The organism is Pseudarthrobacter woesei (assembly GCF_055412745.1).
Map to the genome: position 1 here is coordinate 254351 of NZ_JBVAYU010000005.1, position 17957 is coordinate 272307.

The 17957-nt window shown below is 68.2% G+C and carries 17 protein-coding genes; 14 read left to right on the plus strand and 3 right to left on the minus strand.

Features of this window, described 5'->3' with window-relative positions:
• Nucleotides 1-140: 140 nt before the first annotated feature.
• From argC to ACZYZE_RS10075, 10 genes are all read left to right on the plus strand, one after another.
• A complete protein-coding gene (argC, locus tag ACZYZE_RS10030; RefSeq protein ID WP_463907506.1) occupies nt 141-1172 on the plus strand; it encodes an N-acetyl-gamma-glutamyl-phosphate reductase in 1032 nt (343 codons plus the stop codon).
• Nucleotides 1169-2335, plus strand: a complete 1167-nt coding sequence (argJ, locus tag ACZYZE_RS10035) for a bifunctional glutamate N-acetyltransferase/amino-acid acetyltransferase ArgJ (protein WP_459320080.1) — start codon at nt 1169-1171, stop codon at nt 2333-2335. Before argC ends, argJ begins: the two co-directional genes overlap by 4 nt.
• A gap of 24 nt (nt 2336-2359) precedes the next feature.
• On the plus strand, nt 2360-3316 hold the full coding sequence (gene argB, locus ACZYZE_RS10040; RefSeq protein WP_459320081.1) for an acetylglutamate kinase: 957 nt from the start codon (nt 2360-2362) through the stop codon (nt 3314-3316).
• Nucleotides 3313-4572, plus strand: coding sequence for an acetylornithine transaminase (locus ACZYZE_RS10045; protein WP_463907507.1), 1260 nt, complete (start codon nt 3313-3315; stop codon nt 4570-4572). The genes argB and ACZYZE_RS10045 overlap by 4 nt, the downstream gene beginning before the upstream one ends.
• The gene (gene argF / locus ACZYZE_RS10050) at nt 4569-5567 is read left to right on the plus strand and encodes an ornithine carbamoyltransferase (protein ID WP_463907508.1); all 999 of its coding nucleotides are present in this window, start codon (nt 4569-4571) and stop codon (nt 5565-5567) included. Before ACZYZE_RS10045 ends, argF begins: the two co-directional genes overlap by 4 nt.
• Nucleotides 5567-6100 carry an arginine repressor gene (locus ACZYZE_RS10055; RefSeq protein WP_459320084.1) on the plus strand — a complete coding sequence of 178 codons (534 nt, stop codon included), beginning with the start codon at nt 5567-5569 and terminating at the stop codon, nt 6098-6100. Before argF ends, ACZYZE_RS10055 begins: the two co-directional genes overlap by 1 nt.
• 130 nt (nt 6101-6230) lie before the next feature.
• Nucleotides 6231-7436 (plus strand): argininosuccinate synthase, encoded by a 1206-nt coding sequence (locus ACZYZE_RS10060; protein ID WP_459320085.1) that lies wholly within the window; start codon nt 6231-6233, stop codon nt 7434-7436.
• Nucleotides 7437-7440: 4 nt separating this feature from the next.
• The gene (gene argH, locus ACZYZE_RS10065) at nt 7441-8886 is read left to right on the plus strand and encodes an argininosuccinate lyase (RefSeq protein ID WP_459320086.1); all 1446 of its coding nucleotides are present in this window, start codon (nt 7441-7443) and stop codon (nt 8884-8886) included.
• A 102-nt stretch (nt 8887-8988) separates the two neighbouring features.
• On the plus strand, nt 8989-9519 hold the full coding sequence (locus ACZYZE_RS10070; protein ID WP_463907509.1) for a pyridoxine/pyridoxamine 5'-phosphate oxidase: 531 nt from the start codon (nt 8989-8991) through the stop codon (nt 9517-9519).
• 38 nt (nt 9520-9557) lie between these two features.
• Nucleotides 9558-10298 (plus strand): maleylpyruvate isomerase family mycothiol-dependent enzyme, encoded by a 741-nt coding sequence (locus ACZYZE_RS10075; protein WP_463907510.1) that lies wholly within the window; start codon nt 9558-9560, stop codon nt 10296-10298.
• 6 nt (nt 10299-10304) lie between these two features.
• On the opposite strand, the gene ACZYZE_RS10080 is transcribed toward ACZYZE_RS10075, so the two are convergent.
• On the minus strand, nt 10305-10817 hold the full coding sequence (locus ACZYZE_RS10080) for a methylated-DNA--[protein]-cysteine S-methyltransferase (protein WP_459320089.1): 513 nt from the start codon (nt 10815-10817) through the stop codon (nt 10305-10307).
• Nucleotides 10814-12364, minus strand: coding sequence for a DNA-3-methyladenine glycosylase 2 family protein (locus tag ACZYZE_RS10085; protein WP_459320090.1), 1551 nt, complete (start codon nt 12362-12364; stop codon nt 10814-10816). The genes ACZYZE_RS10080 and ACZYZE_RS10085 overlap by 4 nt, the downstream gene beginning before the upstream one ends.
• An 89-nt stretch (nt 12365-12453) precedes the next feature.
• Here ACZYZE_RS10085 and ACZYZE_RS10090 point away from each other — a divergent pair, with 89 nt between their 5' ends.
• The 4 genes from ACZYZE_RS10090 (at nt 12454) to tyrS (ending at nt 17500) form a co-directional block, all read left to right on the plus strand.
• On the plus strand, nt 12454-13128 hold the full coding sequence (locus ACZYZE_RS10090; RefSeq protein ID WP_459320091.1) for a DNA-3-methyladenine glycosylase: 675 nt from the start codon (nt 12454-12456) through the stop codon (nt 13126-13128).
• 26 nt (nt 13129-13154) lie between these two features.
• Complete coding sequence (locus ACZYZE_RS10095) at nt 13155-13697, plus strand: adenine phosphoribosyltransferase (RefSeq protein WP_463907518.1); 543 nt, start codon at nt 13155-13157, stop codon at nt 13695-13697.
• A 145-nt stretch (nt 13698-13842) separates the two neighbouring features.
• Nucleotides 13843-16071 (plus strand): HelD family protein, encoded by a 2229-nt coding sequence (locus ACZYZE_RS10100; RefSeq protein WP_459320092.1) that lies wholly within the window; start codon nt 13843-13845, stop codon nt 16069-16071.
• Between the two features lie 115 nt (nt 16072-16186).
• Entirely contained in the window at nt 16187-17500 is a 1314-nt protein-coding gene (gene tyrS / locus ACZYZE_RS10105; RefSeq protein WP_459320093.1) for a tyrosine--tRNA ligase, read from the plus strand.
• Here tyrS and ACZYZE_RS10110 read toward each other — a convergent pair.
• Complete coding sequence (locus ACZYZE_RS10110; protein ID WP_463907511.1) at nt 17497-17799, minus strand: hypothetical protein; 303 nt, start codon at nt 17797-17799, stop codon at nt 17497-17499. The two genes, tyrS and ACZYZE_RS10110, sit on opposite strands and share 4 nt — an antisense overlap.
• Between the last annotated feature and the right edge of the window lie 158 nt (nt 17800-17957).

Sequence of the window (17957 nt, forward strand, 5' to 3'; positions counted from 1 at the left end):
TTCGGACCGCACGGTCTGGATCACCCTTTGCCAAGCATACGCTCTCCGGATTCTGCCGGCTCCGGAATGGGGCCCGGACACGGGAAAGTGGATGCATAAATATCGACACCTATGCATACTCTTGCTGTATAGTAGTGGTTATGACAATTTCTGTCGCCGTCTCCGGCGCAAGCGGATATGCCGGCGGCGAGGTGCTGCGCCTCCTCGCCGGCCATCCCGACGTTATGATCGGCGCCATTACGGCGCACAGCAACGCCGGTTCCAGATTAGGGGAATTGCAGCCGCATCTCCATGGCCTGGCCAGCCGCATCCTCGAAGACACCACGGTGGAAAACCTGTCCGGACACGACGTCGTGTTCCTGGCTCTTCCGCACGGTGCCTCCGCCGGGATCGCGGCCCAGCTGCCGGCCGGCACCCTGGTGATCGACGCCGGCGCCGACCACCGCCTGGCGGACCCTGCCGCCTGGGAAAAGTTCTACGGATCGCCGCACGCGGGCACCTGGCCCTACGGATTGCCGGAACTTCCCGGCCAGCGCGAAGAACTCCGCGGCGCCAAGCGGATCGCCGTCCCGGGCTGCTACCCGACGTCGGCCCTGCTGGCCCTCACGCCGGGCTTCGGCAGCCACCTGCTGCAGGGGGACGACGTCGTCATCGTTGCCGCTTCCGGTACCTCAGGGGCCGGCAAGGCCGCCAAATTCAACCTGATCGGCGCCGAGGTCATGGGCTCAATGAGCCCGTACGGCGTGGGCGGCGGACACCGGCACACCCCGGAGATCGAACAGGGACTGTCCAAGGCCGCACGCGGACCGGTCACCGTTTCCTTCACGCCCACCCTGGCGCCGATGAGCCGGGGCATCCTCACCACCGCCACCGCGAAGATTCGCCCCGGCGTCACGGCCGAGGAGCTCCGGGGCGCGTGGAGCGAGGCCTACGACGACGAGCCGTTCGTCCACCTGCTGCCGGAAGGCCGCTGGCCTTCCACCAAGTCCGTGCAGGGATCCAACCATGCCGTGATGCAGCTGGCGCTCGACGAGCACACCGGCCGTGTGATCGTCACCTGCGCCATCGACAACTTGACCAAGGGGACCGCCGGCGGCGCCGTGCAGTCCATGAACATTGCCCTCGGCCTGGCGGAAACCGCCGGCCTCGACCTGCAGGGAGTCGCACCGTGAGCATCACCGCACCCAAGGGATTCCGCGCCGCCGGCGTAACGGCCGGCCTCAAGACCTCCGGCAACCCGGACCTGGCCCTCGTCGTCAACGACGGGCCTGCCAAGGCCGCCGCAGCCGTCTTCACCTCCAACCGGGTGGCCGCAGCCCCCGTGCACTGGTCCCGCGAGGTGGTCAAGGACGGGCGGGTGGATGCCGTCATCCTCAACTCAGGCGGAGCCAACGCCTGCACCGGCCCGCAAGGCTTCCAGAACACCCACACGACGGCCGAGAAGACCGCCGAAGCGCTGGGTATTTCCGCGACCGACGTTGTGGTCTGCTCCACCGGCCTGATCGGCGAGCAGCTCCCGATGGACAAGATCCTTGCCGGGCTCGGCGCCGCCACGGCAGTGCTGAGCACCGACGGCGGGTCCGACGCCGCCGCTGCCATCATGACCACGGACTCTGTGGCCAAGCAGGCCGTCTTCACGGGTGTGGATGCCGAAGGAATCGAATTCACCATCGGTGGCATGGCCAAGGGCGCCGGCATGCTCGCTCCCGGGCTCGCCACCATGCTGGTGGTCCTCACCACGGACGCGGACGTCCAGCCGGACATGCTCGACGTCGTCCTCCGCGATGCCACCCGGGTCACTTTCGACCGGGCGGACTCGGACGGCTGTATGTCCACGAACGACACCGTGGTGCTGCTGGCCTCGGCCGCGTCCGGGGCCGTGCCGTCCGCCGTCGAGTTCGGCAAGGCCCTCACGCAGGTCTGCGCGGAACTGGCCCGCAAGCTGATTGGCGACGCCGAAGGCGCCAGTCACGACATCGCCATCCGCACCTTCAACGCCGCCAGCGAACGGGACGCAGAGACCGTCAGCCGCGCCGTCGCCCGCTCCAACCTCTTCAAGACAGCCATCTTCGGCAAGGATCCCAACTGGGGCCGGGTGCTCTCCGCCGTCGGCACCACGGACGCGGCCTTCGAACCGGACCAGCTGAACGTGTCCATGAACGGCGTCCAGATCTGCCGCAACGGCAGCATCGGCGATGACCGCAGCCTCGTGGACCTCGAGCCGCGCGGGGTGCTGGTCGAGATCGATCTGCACGCCGGGGGCGCCGAGGCCACGATCCTGACCAACGACCTCACGCACGAATACGTCCACGAAAACAGCGCCTACTCAAGCTAGGCAGTTCCCGGAGGGACGAACAGCATGAACACCCAGACACGCGAAACCACCTCCATGCGCGATGCCCAGAGCAAGGCGGGCACCCTGATCGAGGCACTGCCCTGGATCCAGCGCTTCGCCGGCACCACCATGGTGATCAAATACGGCGGCAACGCCATGGTCAACGACGAGCTTCGGCGCGCCTTCGCCGAAGACGTCGTCTTCCTGCACCACGTTGGGATCCACCCGGTGGTGGTGCACGGCGGAGGCCCGCAGATCAACGCCATGCTCAACCGGCTCGGCATCGAATCCGAGTTCAAGGGCGGGCTGCGCGTCACCACCCCCGAGGCGATGGACGTGGTACGGATGGTCCTCACCGGCCAGGTCGGCCGTGAGCTCGTGGGCCTGATCAACTCCCACGGCCCCTACGCCGTCGGCATGTCCGGAGAGGACGGCGGACTGCTCCGGGCCGTCCGCACCGGCACCGTCGTGGACGGTGAAGAGGTGGACCTGGGCCTCGTCGGCGAAGTCATCGGGGTGAATCCCGAGGGCATCCTGGACATCGTCGCGGCCGGCCGGATCCCGGTGATCTCGACCGTCGCCCCGGAGATCTTTGATGACGGAACAGGCGACAGGGGAGCAAAACAAGCGCAGACGACGGGCCAGGTCCTGAACGTCAATGCCGATACCGCCGCCGCGGCCCTCGCCGAGGCGCTCGGCGCCTCCAAGCTGGTGATCCTCACCGACGTCGAGGGACTCTTCGGCGACTGGCCGGACCGCTCCTCGCTGATTTCCTCGCTGACGGCCTCGGAACTGCGCGAGCTGCTGCCGCGCCTGGAGTCCGGCATGATCCCGAAAATGGAAGCCTGCCTCAAGGCCGTCGAGGGCGGCGTGGAGCGTGCCCACATTGTGGACGGCCGGCTGCCGCACTCGATGCTGCTGGAAACCTTCACAACCGCGGGCATCGGCACGCAGGTCGTCCCGGACGAGGAAAACAAATGAACCGGATCGAAAAATCACCGGAGCTTGCCGAGATTATCGAAACCCGGGGCCACGCAACCGGTGCGCAGTGGCTGTCCCGCTACTCCTCCTCGCTGCTGGGAGTCTTCGGCACCCCGCAGCGCGTCCTGGTCCGCGGCGCCGGCTGCCTCGTCTGGGACGCCGACGGCAAGGAATACCTGGACCTGCTCGGCGGGATCGCCGTCAACGCCCTGGGTCACGCGCACCCGTTTGTCACCTCGGTGATCTCCAGCCAGCTCGCTACCCTGGGCCACGTCTCCAACTTCTTCACGAGCCCCAGCCAGATCGCGCTGGCCGAGAAACTGCTGGAACTCACCAAGGCCCCGGCCGGGTCCAAGGTGTTCTTCGCCAACTCCGGGACCGAAGCCGTCGAGGCCGCGTTCAAGCTGGCCCGGCGGAATACCGGGCCCGCCCGGAAACCGCGGACCAAGATCATTGCCCTTGAAGGCGCCTTCCACGGCCGCACCATGGGCGCCCTCGCCCTCACGGCGAAGGAAGCCTACCGGGCGCCCTTCGCTCCGCTGCCCGCCGGCGTCGTGCACATCCCCTTCGGTGACATCGGGGCCCTCCGGGACGCGGTGGATGACACTACGGCTGCCGTCTTCCTCGAACCGATCCAGGGCGAGGCGGGCGTCCGGCCGCTGCCCGCCGGCTACCTCACGGCCGCCCGCGAGGCGACCAGTGCCGCCGGCGCCCTGCTGATCCTGGACGAGGTGCAGACCGGGATCGGCCGTACCGGCAAATGGCTCGCGAGCGAGGACGCCGGGATCGTGCCCGACGCCGTGACCCTCGCCAAGGGCCTGGGCGGTGGCTTCCCGATCGGCGCGCTCATCACCTTCGGCCCGGAGACGTCCTCGCTGCTGACCGCCGGCCAGCACGGGACCACCTTCGGCGGCAACCCGGTGGCCGCCGCCGCGGCATTGGCCACCCTGCACGTGCTGGAAAACCAGCAGCTCCTGGACCACGTCCGGGACGTGGGGGAGCACCTGCGCTCCGGCCTCGCCGCGGTCGACGGCGTGACGGGGGTCCGCGGCGAAGGGCTGCTGATCGGCTTCGACCTCGACGCCGACGTCGGCCCCGCCGTCGTGACCGCCGGGCTCGAGGCGGGCTTCATCGTCAACAGCCCCACCCCGCACACCATCCGGCTCGCGCCGCCGCTGATCCTCACCACGGACCAGGCCGACCGCTTCCTGGCCGCGCTGCCCGCCCTCCTCCAGACCGCAAAGGACGCCCAGTGAACGCACCGAGCATCTCTTCCCAGAGCCCAGTCCAGACCCGCCACTTCCTCAAGGACACCGACCTCACCCCGGCCGAACAGGCCGAAGTCCTCGAGCTCGCCGTGCGGATGAAGGCGGCGCCCTACAGCGTGCAGCCCTTCGCCGCGGAGGGGAGCGGCCGCAAGACCGTGGCCGTCATCTTCGACAAGACCTCCACCCGGACCCGCGTCTCCTTTGCCGCCGGCGTGGCGGATATGGGCGGCAACGCCCTCATCATCAACCCGGGCGAGGCACAGATCGGGCACAAGGAATCGGTCGAGGACACCGCTAAGGTGCTCGAACGCATGGTGTCCACCATCGTCTGGCGCACCGGCGCGCACTCCGGCCTCGTCGCGATGGCCGCGAACTCCCGCGTCCCGGTGATCAACGCCCTGTGCGATGACTACCACCCCTGCCAGCTGCTCGCCGACCTGCTCACCGTCAAGGAACACAAGGGACCACTCACGGGCCTCACCATGAGCTACCTCGGCGACTCGGCCAACAACATGGCCAACTCGTACCTGCTGGCGGGCGTCACGGCGGGCATGCACGTACGCGTCGCCGGCCCCGACGGCTACCTGCCGTCCCCGGAGATCATCGCCGCAGCCGAGGACCGTGCCGCGGAAACCGGCGGCTCCGTACTGGTCACGATCGACGCCGCCGAGGCCCTGCTGGGTGCCGATGTGGTCGCCACGGACACCTGGGTGTCGATGGGCCAGGAGGACGAAAAGGAAGCCCGGCTCAGGCTGTTCCGCGACTACGCCGTGGACGAGGCGGCGATGAAGCTCGCGGCACCGGACGCCGTCGTGCTCCATTGCCTGCCGGCCTACCGCGGCTATGAGATCGCCGCCGGCGTCATCGACGGCCCGCAGTCGGTCGTCTGGGACGAGGCCGAAAACCGGCTCCATGCGCAGAAGGCGCTGATGGCCTGGCTCATGCACCGCTCCGGCCTCGCCGTGGTTGAAGGACTCGGATAGTGTCCGTCCAGCCGGCCACTCCGGGGGCCAGCCCGGCCACCAAGACGGCCCGGCAGGCGCGGATCACCGCGATCCTGACCGGCGAGTCCGTCCGCTCGCAGGCGGAACTGGCGGCCCTGCTGGCGGATGCCGGCGTCCAGGTCACCCAGGCCACGCTGTCCCGGGACCTTGTGGAGCTGGGCGCAGTCCGGGTACGCGGCAAGGAAGGCGTGCTCGTGTACGCGGTGCCCGGGGAGGGCGGTGAGCGCGCGGCCAAGAGCGGCGTCACCCAGGAAATCCTCGATGCCCGCCTGGCCCGGCTGTGCGGGGAACTGCTGGTCACGGCCGAAGCGTCCGGGAACCTCGTGGTGCTTCGGACGCCGCCCGGGGCCGCCAACTTCCTGGCCCTCGCGATCGACCACTCGGTGATGCCGTCCATCCTGGGCACCATCGCAGGGGACGACACGGTGTTGCTGGTCACCCGCGATCCGTTTGGCGGTGCGGCCACGGCCGCGCGTTTCCTGCAGCTGGCCGAGGAAGCCGGCGGCCAGTAGCCGGCCGGCGTTCCCGGGATTGGGGCCGCCGCTGTCCTGTGACAGGCTTTCCGTAGACCGATCCACCCACACAGATCCACCCACAGATTCACAGACAAAAGCATCACCCAACAACTAAGGAGCATTTGACGTGACTGAGCGTATTGTTCTGGCCTACTCCGGTGGCCTGGATACTTCCGTAGCAATCGGCTGGATCGGTGAAGCCACCGGCGCCGAGGTTATCGCCGTAGCCGTCGACGTCGGACAGGGCGGCGAGTCGCTGGAGACCATCCGCCAGCGCGCCCTGGGCTGCGGCGCCGTCGAGGCCTATGTGGCCGACGCGAGCGACGAGTTCGCCAACGAGTACTGCATGCCCACCCTGAAGGCCAACGCCCTCTACCAGGGCCACTACCCGCTGGTCTCCGCGATCTCCCGCCCGGTGATCGTCAAGCACCTGGTCAAGGCCGCCCGCGAATTCGGCGCCACCACGGTGGCCCACGGCTGCACCGGCAAGGGCAACGACCAGGTCCGCTTCGAAGTCGGCATCCAGACGCTCGGCCCGGACCTGAAGTGCATCGCCCCGGTCCGCGACCTCGCCCTGACCCGCGACAAGGCCATCGCCTTCGCCGAGGAAAAGGGACTGCCGATCGAGACCACCAAAAAGAACCCGTACTCGATCGACCAGAACGTCTGGGGCCGGGCCGTCGAAACCGGCTACCTCGAGGACATCTGGAACGCCCCCACCAAGGACATCTACGACTACACCGCCGCACCGGAATTTCCGCCGGCGCCGGATGAGGTCACTATCTCCTTCGAAGCCGGCGTCCCGGTGGCGATCGACGGCGTCAGGGTCACCCCGCTGCAGGCCATCAAGGAACTGAACCGCCGCGCCGGCGCCCAGGGTGTCGGCCGGATCGACGTCGTCGAGGACCGCCTCGTCGGCATCAAGTCCCGCGAAATCTACGAGGCACCAGGTGCCATGGCGCTGATCACCGCGCACAAGCACCTCGAGGACATCACGATCGAACGCGAGCAGGCCCGCTTCAAGGCGACCGTCGGCCAGCGCTGGTCCGAGCTGGTCTACGACGGCCAGTGGTTCTCGCCGCTCAAGCGCTCCCTCGATGCCTTCATCGAGGACACCCAGCGCTACGTCACCGGCGACATCCGCATGGTGCTGCACGGCGGCCAGGCGATCGTCAACGGACGCCGCTCCGGGACCTCGCTCTACGACTTCGACCTCGCCACCTACGACACCGGCGACACCTTCGACCAGTCGATGGCGCGCGGCTTCATCGAGCTGTGGGGCATGTCCGCCAAGGTTGCCTCCGGCCGCGACATCCGCGTCGCGGGTCAGTAGCCCCGTGGCTGAGTCGGAAACCACCAAGTCCGGGGTGCGCTCGGGGACGAATACGGGTGCGCTGTGGGGCGGCCGCTTTGCCGGCGGCCCCGCGGATGCCCTCGCGGCCCTGAGTAAGTCCACGCACTTTGACTGGCGGCTGGCCCGCTACGACATCGCCGGATCCAAGGCGCACGCCCGCGTGCTGCACCAGGCCGGGCTCCTGGATGACGCCGAACTGGAGGGCATGCTCGACGCCCTGAACCGGCTCGACGAGGATGTGGCCTCCGGCGCCTACCTCCCGGCGGAGTCCGACGAGGACGTCCACGGTTCGTTGGAGCGCGGACTCATCGAGCGGGCCGGCACCCAGCTCGGCGGCAAGCTCCGCGCCGGCCGGTCCCGCAACGACCAGGTGGCCACGCTGGGCCGGATGTTCCTGCGTGACCACGCCCGGATCATCGCCCGCGGTGTGCTGGCCACGATCGACGCGCTGGTAGGCCAGGCCAAGGCGCACCAGGGCGTGGCGATGCCCGGCCGCACCCACCTCCAGCACGCCCAGCCGGTGCTGCTCAGCCACCACCTGCTGGCCCACGCCTGGCCGCTGCTGCGCGATGTGCAGCGGTTCCAGGACTGGGACAAGCGCGCCGGGGTTTCGCCCTATGGTTCGGGTGCCCTGGCGGGATCCTCGCTGGGCCTGGATCCGGAGGCCGTGGCCGCGGAACTGGGCTTCTTCTCCGCCACGCACAACTCGATCGATGGCACCGCCTCCCGCGATGTCTTTGCCGAGTTCGCGTGGATCACGGCCATGATCGGGGTGGACCTTTCCCGGGTGTCGGAGGAAGTCATCCTCTGGGCCACCAAGGAGTTCTCCTTCGTGACCCTGCACGATTCCTATTCCACCGGATCCTCGATCATGCCGCAGAAGAAGAACCCGGACGTGGCCGAACTGGCACGCGGCAAGGCCGGCCGGCTGATCGGCAACCTGACCGGGCTGCTGGCCACCCTGAAAGGCCTGCCGCTCGCGTACAACCGCGACCTGCAGGAGGACAAGGAACCGGTCTTCGACGCCGCCGACACACTGGAAGTCCTGCTCCCGGCGGTCTCCGGCATGATCGCGACGCTGACGTTCAACACCGGGCGGATGGAGTCCCTGGCCCCGCAGGGCTTCGCGCTGGCCACGGACATCGCCGAATGGCTGGTCCGCCAGGGTATTCCGTTCCGCGAGGCGCATGAACTCTCCGGTGCCGCCGTCAAGCAGGCCGAAAGCCGCGGCGTCGAACTCTGGGACCTGACGGACGGGGAATATGCCGCCATTTCCGAGCACCTGACGCCGGAGGTCCGCACGGTCCTGTCCACCGAGGGCTCGCTCAACAGCCGGAACTCCCAGGGCGGCACCGCACCGGCCGCCGTCGAGCGCCAGCTGCTGGCTCTCGAAGGCGAGCTTGCCGGCGTCCGCGGATACGCGGGCTAGCTCCGGCTGGTCCCGGGCCCCACCCCCGAGTTGGCATTTCGCGGCAATGTTTTTCGAAAACACTGCCGTGAAATGCCAACTCGCGGCGCTTAAGATGGGTGCATGAGCGAATCCTTCCGCCAACTTCTGCGTGCCCTGCCCGATTCCCCCGAGCGCCTCCCGGATTTTGATCCCGCCGCGGCGCCCGCGGACCCGGCGGAGCTGTTCCGCCTCTGGCTCGCCGAAGCGCTGGTAGCCGGTGTGCCGCAGCCCAACGCGTGCAGCCTGGCCACGGCCGATGCCGATGGACGCCCCTCCTGCCGGATGCTGATCCTGAAGGACATCGACGACGACGGCTGGCACTTCGCCACGTCCCGCGCCTCGCGGAAGGGCCGGGAACTCGCGGGGAATCCGCAGGCTGCCCTGAACTTCTACTGGCAGCAGCAGGGCCGGCAGGTCCGCGTCGCAGGCGGCGTCGTTGAGCTGTCCGCGGAGGCGTCCGTCTCCGACTGGCACGCCCGGCCCGGCGCCGACGGCACCGAGAACCCGGGCTGGCAGCTCTACGCCGTCCGGCCCCGCGAGATCGAGTTCTGGCAGGCCCGGCACGACCGCCGGCACATCCGCCACCGCTACGGACCGGCCGAGCTGGGTTAGTCCGCGCTAATGCGGGAGCTCCGGCTAGGATGTTCGCCATGACCGCTATCACCCCTGGAAAGCTTCTGGAAGATCTTCACCGCGCCGCCGATGCCGTGGCCGGAATCACCGCCAACCTGACGGAGCCGGACGTCAGCGCGCCCTCGGAACTGCCGGGCTGGACCCGCGGCCATGTGCTGGCCCATCTCTGCGGTATCGCCAACGCGATGGCCCGCCAGCTGGAATATGCCGCCCGGGGCGAGAGCGTCGAGCTTTACGACGGCGGCTTCGAAGGCCGTAACCGGGCCATTGACATGGCCGCCGGGCACAGCCTCGAGGACCACGGGGCCGACGTGGACGCAGCTCTGGAACGGGCCCTGCGCGCCTTCGGGTCCCTCGAGCCGGCAGGCTGGCAGGCGCCGATCAGCTACCGTGGCGGCGTCGTGTTCGACGGCGGCCTGGCGCTCTGGCGCGAACTGACTATCCACGCCGGCGACCTCGGGACGGGCCGGGGCCCGGAAAGCTGGAGTCGGCCGTTCTGTGAGCACCTCTTCGACTTCCTCGCGGTACGCGTCCCCGAGGGGGAGCGGTTCGTCCTCCAGCCGCTCGGTCTGCCGGCGAAAGCCATCGGAGCGGCCGGGGGCAAGTCCACCGTTATCAACGGAATGCTGACGGATATTGCGGCGTGGCTTGCGGGACGCACTCCGACGCTGGGCAGCCTGCGCGCCACAGCCGCGGCCGACGGCGTCGAACTCCCCGCGCTGCTGCCGTGGCCCGCCGGGGTGCCCGTGACGAAGTAGGGCCCCTCACTTTGAGGTGCGGGCCAGCTCGCGTTCCCGGTCCAGCAGGCTTTCCTTGATGACCAGTCCCCAGCGGAAGCCGCCCAGGCTGCCGTCGGTGCGGATCACCCGGTGGCAGGGTACGAACAGCGCCGCCGCATTGAAGGCGCAGGCGCTGGCCGCGGCCCGGACGGCCTTTACATTGCCGGACAGCTCCGCGTACTCGGTGTAGGTCACCGGATGCCCGGGCTCCACGGTCCGCAGCACGTCCCAGGCATGTCCCCGGAACGGTCCGGACTTCTGCAGCACGGGTACCGCCATGGCCGCACCCGGATTGCCCGCGTAGAAATCCTCGACGGCGGCCGAGATGGAGCCCAGCTCCGTGACGGGCTCGAACTCCACAGGCAGCAGGTCCGCGTGGATCTGCCCGGTCAGCTCACCTGGGACGGCCGTCCAGCCGGAGGCCAGCACGGCCCCGTCCCGGGCCATGATGGTGAACGGGCCGTCCGGGGTGGACATGGTCAACAGCTGGGCTTTCATGGCATCGCTTTCTTCGGAGTCGGAGTCGGAGTGGGTGTCTGGGTGCGGGTCGCGGCCCGTACAGCGGTGCGTGCGGCGGCTGCCCGCCAGAGGTGCATGGTTGCGTAGGAGCGCCACGGGCTGAGTTCACGGAAGTCCGGGCTCGGCCGGAATCCAGGGGACCGGGCCGCGCCGTCGGAAGATCCGGCGAGCGAGCGGATCCCGTTCCGCACAGCGGCGTCATTGGCCAGGAAAACATCGGGCGCACCGATCACCCGCATCCCGACATACCCCACGGTCCACGGCCCGACGCCGGGCAGCGGCAGGAGCTTGGCCGCCAGCCCGGGCAGATCATCGCCGTAGCCGAAATCGAGCTCCCCGGAGGCCATCGCCGCGGCAGCCCCGCGGACGGAGTCGATGCGGCGCTGCGGGCCACGGAGAAGTTCGAAGCCGGTCTCCGCGATCTGCGCTGCCGTGGGGAACAGCCGGTGCAGGCCGTCGGCGGAAACCAGGCACTCGCTCCCTGCCGCGGACAGCTGGATGAGCGCGGTGCGGGCCGCCGCCACCGTGATCTGCTGCCCGATCATGGCACGGACCAGGAGCTCCTGCGGGTCGACGGCGCCGGGCATCCGCATGCCCGGAATGCGCGCCACGCTCTCCGCGAGCCGCGGATCGGCCTCCAGCGCGCCGTCGATGGCGACCGGATCGGCGTCGAGATCCAGCAGGCGGCGGACCCGGCTGAGCAGCGAGGCCAGATCCCGCAGGTCGACGGCGCCGATAGTCAGCACCAGCGGACGGCCCGTTGCACCGGCGTCGTAGTCCACCCGGAAGCGGGCATCGCCGTGGGCAAGCCGCAGGGTCCGGGCGTACGAGTTTGACGTCCCTTCCTCGATGCCCGGGACGGCGCGGACGGCGAGGAAGTCGAAGACGCCGGGATCAAACGGTTCCCGGTACGGCAGGTTCAGCGTGAGTGCGGTCGACGACACTGCTGCCGGGCCTGGCGCCTGGTTGTGCCGGGCGGTGGCCCGGAGCGCCGAGGGGGTCATCGCGAAGACCTCGCCGATGGTCTCATTGAACTGGCGCACGCTGCTGAAGCCGGCGGCGAATGCGATGTCGGCCACCTTCATCGGGGTTGAGACGAGCAGCGTGCGGGCGGTCTGGGCGCGGCTGGCCCGGGCCAGCGAGAGCGGGCCGGCGCCGAGTTCATGGCTCAGGATCCGGTTGAGCTGCCGGGAGGAGTAGCCCAGCCTGGCGGCGAGCCCTTCGACGCCGTCGCGGTTGATAACTCCGTCATTGATGAGCCGCATGGCACGGCCGGCGATGTCGGAGCGGAGGTTCCACGCGGGTGTGCCGGGGACGGCCTCGGGCAGGCAGCGTTTGCAGGCCCGGTAGCCGGCGTCGTGCGCGGCGGCAGACGTTTCGTAGAAGGTGACATTGGCCGCTTTGGGGGTCCGGGCCGGGCACGACGGCCGGCAATAGATGCCCGTGGTGCGGACAGCGGTGTAAAACTGCCCGTCGAAACGGGTGTCCCGGGCATCGATTGCCCGGTAGCGCTGCAGGAAGTCCATCTGTTCATCCTGCCAGCTTCCCGGTACTGCTGCTAGCGGAAATCGGACACGGCCGTGGCGGGCCCGGCCGGGAGAGTTAACGTTGAAGCATGGATTCCGGACTGACACCCGAGGCCGTGCGGGAGCTGTTGTCCTCCGATGCCCGGCAGGTGGCGCCGCGGCTGCTGGGCGCGGTGCTGACGCATGAGGGCAGGGACGGCCCGGTGTCGGTGCGGATCACCGAGGTGGAGGCCTATCTGGGCCCGCATGATTCGCTGCACCCCGATCCCGGTTCGCACACCTTCCGCGGAGCCACGGCACGCAACGCTCCCATGTTCGGCCCGGCCGGCCACCTGTACGTCTACTTCACCTACGGCATGCACCACTGCGCCAACATCGTGTGCGGACCGGCGGGCACAGCATCGGCCCTGCTCCTGCGGGCCGGCGAGATCGTCGCGGGGGAGGAGCTGGCACATGCCCGGCGTCCGACGTCGAAAGCCCCGAAAGACCTGGCGAGCGGCCCCGCCCGTCTCGCCACGGCGCTCGGACTGACCACGGCGGACAGCGGCCGGGACGCGCTCGGCGCACCGTTCCGGCTGGAGTTGCCGCCCGTCCAGGCTCCCGGCATCAGCTCCGGGCCGCGCGTCGGGGTGTCCGGCGCCGGCGGCACCCACGACTACCCCTGGCGCTTCTGGCTCAGCGGCGACCCGACGGTCTCCCGCTACAAGGCGGCGAAGAAGCGCAGCGCGGGCCTCTTGGTGCCAGCAAGTAGGGTTGATGGGTGAATCACAGCGAGAGCCACCAGACCAGGTTGACCGAGCACCAGACCCTTGCCACGGTGGACGGGCTGATCGGCAGCCTGTGCGCTGTCATCCCCGACTACCCCAAGCCCGGAATCGTCTTCAGGGATCTGACCCCCGTCTTCGCTGACGGGGCCGCGTTCAAGGCTGTTGTCAACGCCCTTGTCGAGCCGTTCAACGGCCAGTTCGACGCCGTCGCCGGGGTGGAGGCCCGCGGCTTCCTGCTGGCCGCGGCCGCCGCGTACGCCACGGGCACCGGCGTCATCACCGTCCGCAAGGCCGGCAAGCTGCCCCGTGAAGTGGTCGCCGAGGACTACGCCCTTGAGTACGGCACTGCCACTCTTGAACTGCACACCACCGACCTCGCGCCGGGAAGCCGCGTCCTCATCCTCGACGACGTCCTCGCCACAGGCGGCACGCTCGGCGCGGCCGCCCGGCTGTTCAAACGCTGCGGCGTCGAAGTGGCCGGCGTGGGCGTGGTGATGGAACTCGAGGGGCTCCAGGGCCGCGCCGCCCTTGACGGGTACCGGATCGAGTCGCTGCTGCGCGTCTAGCCCAACGCGCGGCTGGACGCCGTCGGACACCGTCGGATGCATCGGTAGAAGGCCCGAAAAAAACGAGGCCCTGACATGATTCCGACGCGGTTGGCGAAATGGTTGTAGAATGGTGGGTCTGTCTTTTTCGATAGGGGAACGTTCGATGCACGACGCTGATTTGGCCCATGAACGCGACTATGTGGCCGGACTTTATGACCGGCTGGATGAATTGCGGGCAGAAAAGCGCGCCCAGCTGGCCCAGGTGCGCCGCGCCGGCGCGGTGGGCACCATGCAAAACGTCTCGGAACGGGACGCGTTTGCGGCAATGTACGAGGACCGCCTCGCCCAGCTCGACGCCGTCGACGACCGCCTGGTATTCGGCCGGCTCGACCTTGACTCCGGGGAAGCCCAGTACATCGGCCGCATCGGCCTGACCACGGACGACCTCCAGCGGCTCATGCTGGACTGGCGCGCCCCCGAGGCCGGCCACTTCTATCAGGCCACGGCGTTCGACCGGCAGGGCGTGCGGCGCCGGCGCCACCTGATCCTGCAGGGCCGCGAGGTCAAGGCGATCGAGGACGACGTGCTCGACGCCGACATGCTCGCCGACGACGATTCCCTTCAGGGCGAAGGCGCCCTGCTGGCAGCCCTGAACTCCAAACGGACCGGCCGGATGTCCGACATCGTCGGGACCATCCAGTCCGAGCAGGACCGGATCATCCGCTCCTCCATCTCCGGCGCCCTCGTGGTCCAGGGCGGGCCGGGCACCGGCAAGACCGCCGTCGCCCTGCACCGCGCCGCCTACCTGCTCTACACCCACCGGGACCGGCTCAAGACCGCCGGCGTGCTGCTCGTGGGCCCGTCGTCGTCCTTTATGAAGTACATCGAACGTGTGCTGCCCTCGCTCGGCGAGACCGGCGTCGTGATGGCCAGCGTGGGACGCCTGATGCCGGGAATCAAGGCCGTCGCCGAGCCGGAATCCGCCGTCGCCGCCATCAAAGGCCGGCTGGACATGGCCAACGTCGTGGCCAACGCCGTGGCCAACCGCCAGCGGATCCCCGCCGAAAACAGGACCCTCGACGTCGACGGGCGCAAGCTCGTCCTGACGCCCCGGCAGGTCCGCCGGGCGCGCGAAAGGGCCCGTGCCACCAACAAGCCGCACAACGAGGCCCGGGTCTCGTTCGTCCGGATCCTGCTGCGTGAACTGACCGAACAGATGACGGATCTGGTGGAAGCCGGCAGTATCGGCAACAACGCCGACCGCTCCTACCTGGCCGAGGACGTCCGCTCCGCCCGGGACGTCCGCATTGCGCTGAACCTTTGCTGGATGCCTATGACTCCGGAAAAACTTGTGGGGGAGCTGCTCAGCAAGCCGGCCATCCTCGAAGCCTGCACACCGATGCTGAGCCCGGCCGAGCGCGCACTGTTGCTCCGGCCCGCCGATGCACCGTGGACCGAGGCTGACGTGCCGCTGCTGGATGAGGCCGCCGAGTTGCTGGGCGAGCTCGATGCCGCCGCCGGCAGGGGACTGGCGCAGCAGGAGAACGACCGCGCCCGCGACATCGCCAATGCCAAGCAGACCCTCGTCAACATGGAAACCGCCGGGGTGGATGTCCTCATCTCCGCCGAGGAACTGGTGGATCAGAACCAGGAACGCGAAACCCGGCTGACCGCCGCTGAGCGTGCCACGACCGACCGTTCCTGGGCTTTCGGGCACATCGTGGTGGACGAGGCGCAGGAACTCTCGCCGATGCAATGGCGTCTCCTGGTCCGCCGCTGCCCGCTGAAGTCCTTCACGATCGTGGGCGACATCGCCCAGACGAGCTCCGTCGCCGGAGCCAATTCCTGGCAGAGCGCACTGGCCCCGATGTTCGGGGACCGCTGGCAGCTCGAGGAACTCACCGTCAACTACCGCACGCCGTCGCAAATTGCCGAAGCAGCCGCACGGATGGCCACGGCGGCCGGGCTGGTTGTCTCGGCACCCAAGGCGGTCCGTGAGGGCCGTTGGTCACCGATCATCGACCGCGTCGAGCCTGGCCGGATCGTCAGCAAGCTCGTCGAGGTCCTGCCGCAGGAGCTGGCTGCCCTTGAGGGCGGCCTGCTGGCGGTGATTGCCGACGGCGATCTCCTCCCCGAGGCGACCGCCGCGCTGCGCGCCGTCTACGGGCGCCGCGTCGGCACGGACGCCGGCAGCTATGTCCAGGACATCGTGGTGATCAGCCCGCGCGAGGCCAAGGGGCTGGAGTTCGACGGCGTTGTGGTGCTGGAGCCGTCGGCGATGCTGAACCACGAGCACGGCCGCGTCGGCGACCTGTATGTCGCCATGACCCGGCCCACCCAGCGGCTGCGACTCATCGCCGCTGCCGCCGTACCGGCCGGCATCGAAGAATAGCTGGCGACGGCGGCCGGTACGGCGGCGCCGGCAGCCGACGGCGGTGACGGCGGTGACGGTCACCGGTGGTGCGCCGATCGGCGGCCGGCGTCCCGATCCTGCTAACTTAGATTCCGTGTCCCAGCTAAATGATCTCCGTTCCCAGCAGAATGACCCGAGCTTCGCCAATGTCTGGCAGGAGCTGAAATGGCGGGGCCTTGTCCACGTCTCCACGGATGAGGCGGAGCTGGAGAAGCTGCTCGCCGGTGATCCCGCTACCTACTACTGCGGCTTCGATCCGACGGCGCCGAGCCTCCACCTGGGCAACCTGGTCCAGCTGCTCCTGATGCGCCGGATCCAACTGGCCGGCCACAAGCCCCTCGGCCTGGTCGGCGGATCCACCGGTCTGATCGGAGACCCCCGGCAGACCGCCGAGCGCGTGCTGAACACCCCCGAGACGGTCGCGGAATGGGTCGGCAAGCTGCAGGCACAGGTCCAGCGCTTCCTCAGCTTCGAAGGGGACAACGCCGCCCGCATGGTGAACAACCTGGACTGGACCGCGCCGCTGAGCGCCATCGATTTCCTGCGGGGGATCGGCAAGCACTTCCGCGTGGGCACCATGATCAAAAAGGATATTGTTGCCAACCGCCTCAATTCCGATGAGGGGATCAGCTACACGGAGTTCAGCTACCAGATCCTGCAGGGGATGGACTACCTCCAGCTCTTCCGCGACTACGGCTGTGTGCTGCAGACCGGCGGCTCGGACCAGTGGGGAAACCTCACAAGCGGCACCGATCTCATCCGCAAGGTCGAGGGCAGGCACGTCCACGCTCTGGGGACGCCGCTCATCACCAACTCCGACGGCACCAAGTTCGGCAAAAGCGAGGGCAACGCCATCTGGCTGGATCCGGAGATGTGCAGCCCGTATGCCTTCTACCAGTTCTGGCTTAACACGGCGGACAGTGATGTTGCGGCACGCCTCAAGGTCTTCACCTTCCTGGGCCGGGCCGAGATCGAGGCCCTAGAAGTTTCCGTTGCCGAGCGGCCGTTCGCCCGCGAAGGCCAGCGGAAGCTCGCCTACGAAGTGACCTCGCTGGTCCACGGCGTGGACGCCACCGAAAAGGTCATCGCCGCCTCTGCTGCCCTGTTCGGCAATGGTGACCTCACGGTCCTGGACGAGGCCACGCTGAAGGCAGCCACCTCCGAACTGCCGTCCGTCACCGTCGACAGCGGGGCACTGGGAATCATCGACCTGCTGGTCGCCTCGGGACTCTCGGAGAGCAAATCCGCGGCCCGGCGCACGGTTGGAGAAGGCGGAGCCTACGTGAACAACACCAAGGTCGCGGATCCCGAGGCCGTCATTGGGACGGGCCAGCTGCTGCACGGCCGGTACCTGCTGCTGCGCCGCGGCAAGAAGAACCTGGCGACCGTGGAAGTCGCTGCGTCCTAACGAGCGTCAGTCCGCCGCCCCAAAACGTCGTCTGCACGCCCTTCCAAGCCGATTTGCACGGCCGGGGAGGAGCGTGTAATGTCTTCTGAGTCGCCACCGATGAGTGGCGGCCAACCCCCACTAAATAGAGAAGCAATTCTTCCTCCGCCTGGCGTGGATATGAAAAATTGCTTCATGTTTGCTGGGAGGATTCGTTCCGCAAAGTGAATTTCGAGAGAATATCCCGGATTTGCAAAGTGGAAATGAATGAAATAAGCTGTAAACATCGCAGCGAAGAAAAGCGAAACAAAAGAATTCATTGAACATGAATTGGTTCGACAAGTATTCGAATGTGTCTGTTGTTTGAGAACTCAATAGTGTGCCAAGTTTGTTGATACCAATTTATTGTATTGAATTGGTTGAATTGACCGGATCCGCCACCCCGTGGTGTGGTCTGGTTTTTACAGCTGGTTTCAAA

What these genes read in the sequence shown, in the direction of transcription:
- argC (WP_463907506.1), top strand. Translation starts at nt 141, where the DNA reads ATGACAATTTCTGTCGCCGTCTCCGGCGCAAGCGGATATGCCGGCGGC.
- argB (WP_459320081.1), top strand. Translation starts at nt 2,360, where the DNA reads ATGAACACCCAGACACGCGAAACCACCTCCATGCGCGATGCCCAGAGC.
- ACZYZE_RS10045 (WP_463907507.1), top strand. Translation starts at nt 3,313, where the DNA reads ATGAACCGGATCGAAAAATCACCGGAGCTTGCCGAGATTATCGAAACC.
- ACZYZE_RS10070 (WP_463907509.1), top strand. Translation starts at nt 8,989, where the DNA reads ATGAGCGAATCCTTCCGCCAACTTCTGCGTGCCCTGCCCGATTCCCCC.
- ACZYZE_RS10075 (WP_463907510.1), top strand. Translation starts at nt 9,558, where the DNA reads ATGACCGCTATCACCCCTGGAAAGCTTCTGGAAGATCTTCACCGCGCC.
- ACZYZE_RS10080 (WP_459320089.1), bottom strand. Translation starts at nt 10,817, where the DNA reads ATGAAAGCCCAGCTGTTGACCATGTCCACCCCGGACGGCCCGTTCACC.
- ACZYZE_RS10085 (WP_459320090.1), bottom strand. Translation starts at nt 12,364, where the DNA reads ATGGACTTCCTGCAGCGCTACCGGGCAATCGATGCCCGGGACACCCGT.
- ACZYZE_RS10090 (WP_459320091.1), top strand. Translation starts at nt 12,454, where the DNA reads ATGGATTCCGGACTGACACCCGAGGCCGTGCGGGAGCTGTTGTCCTCC.
- ACZYZE_RS10100 (WP_459320092.1), top strand. Translation starts at nt 13,843, where the DNA reads ATGCACGACGCTGATTTGGCCCATGAACGCGACTATGTGGCCGGACTT.
- ACZYZE_RS10110 (WP_463907511.1), bottom strand. Translation starts at nt 17,799, where the DNA reads ATGAATTCTTTTGTTTCGCTTTTCTTCGCTGCGATGTTTACAGCTTAT.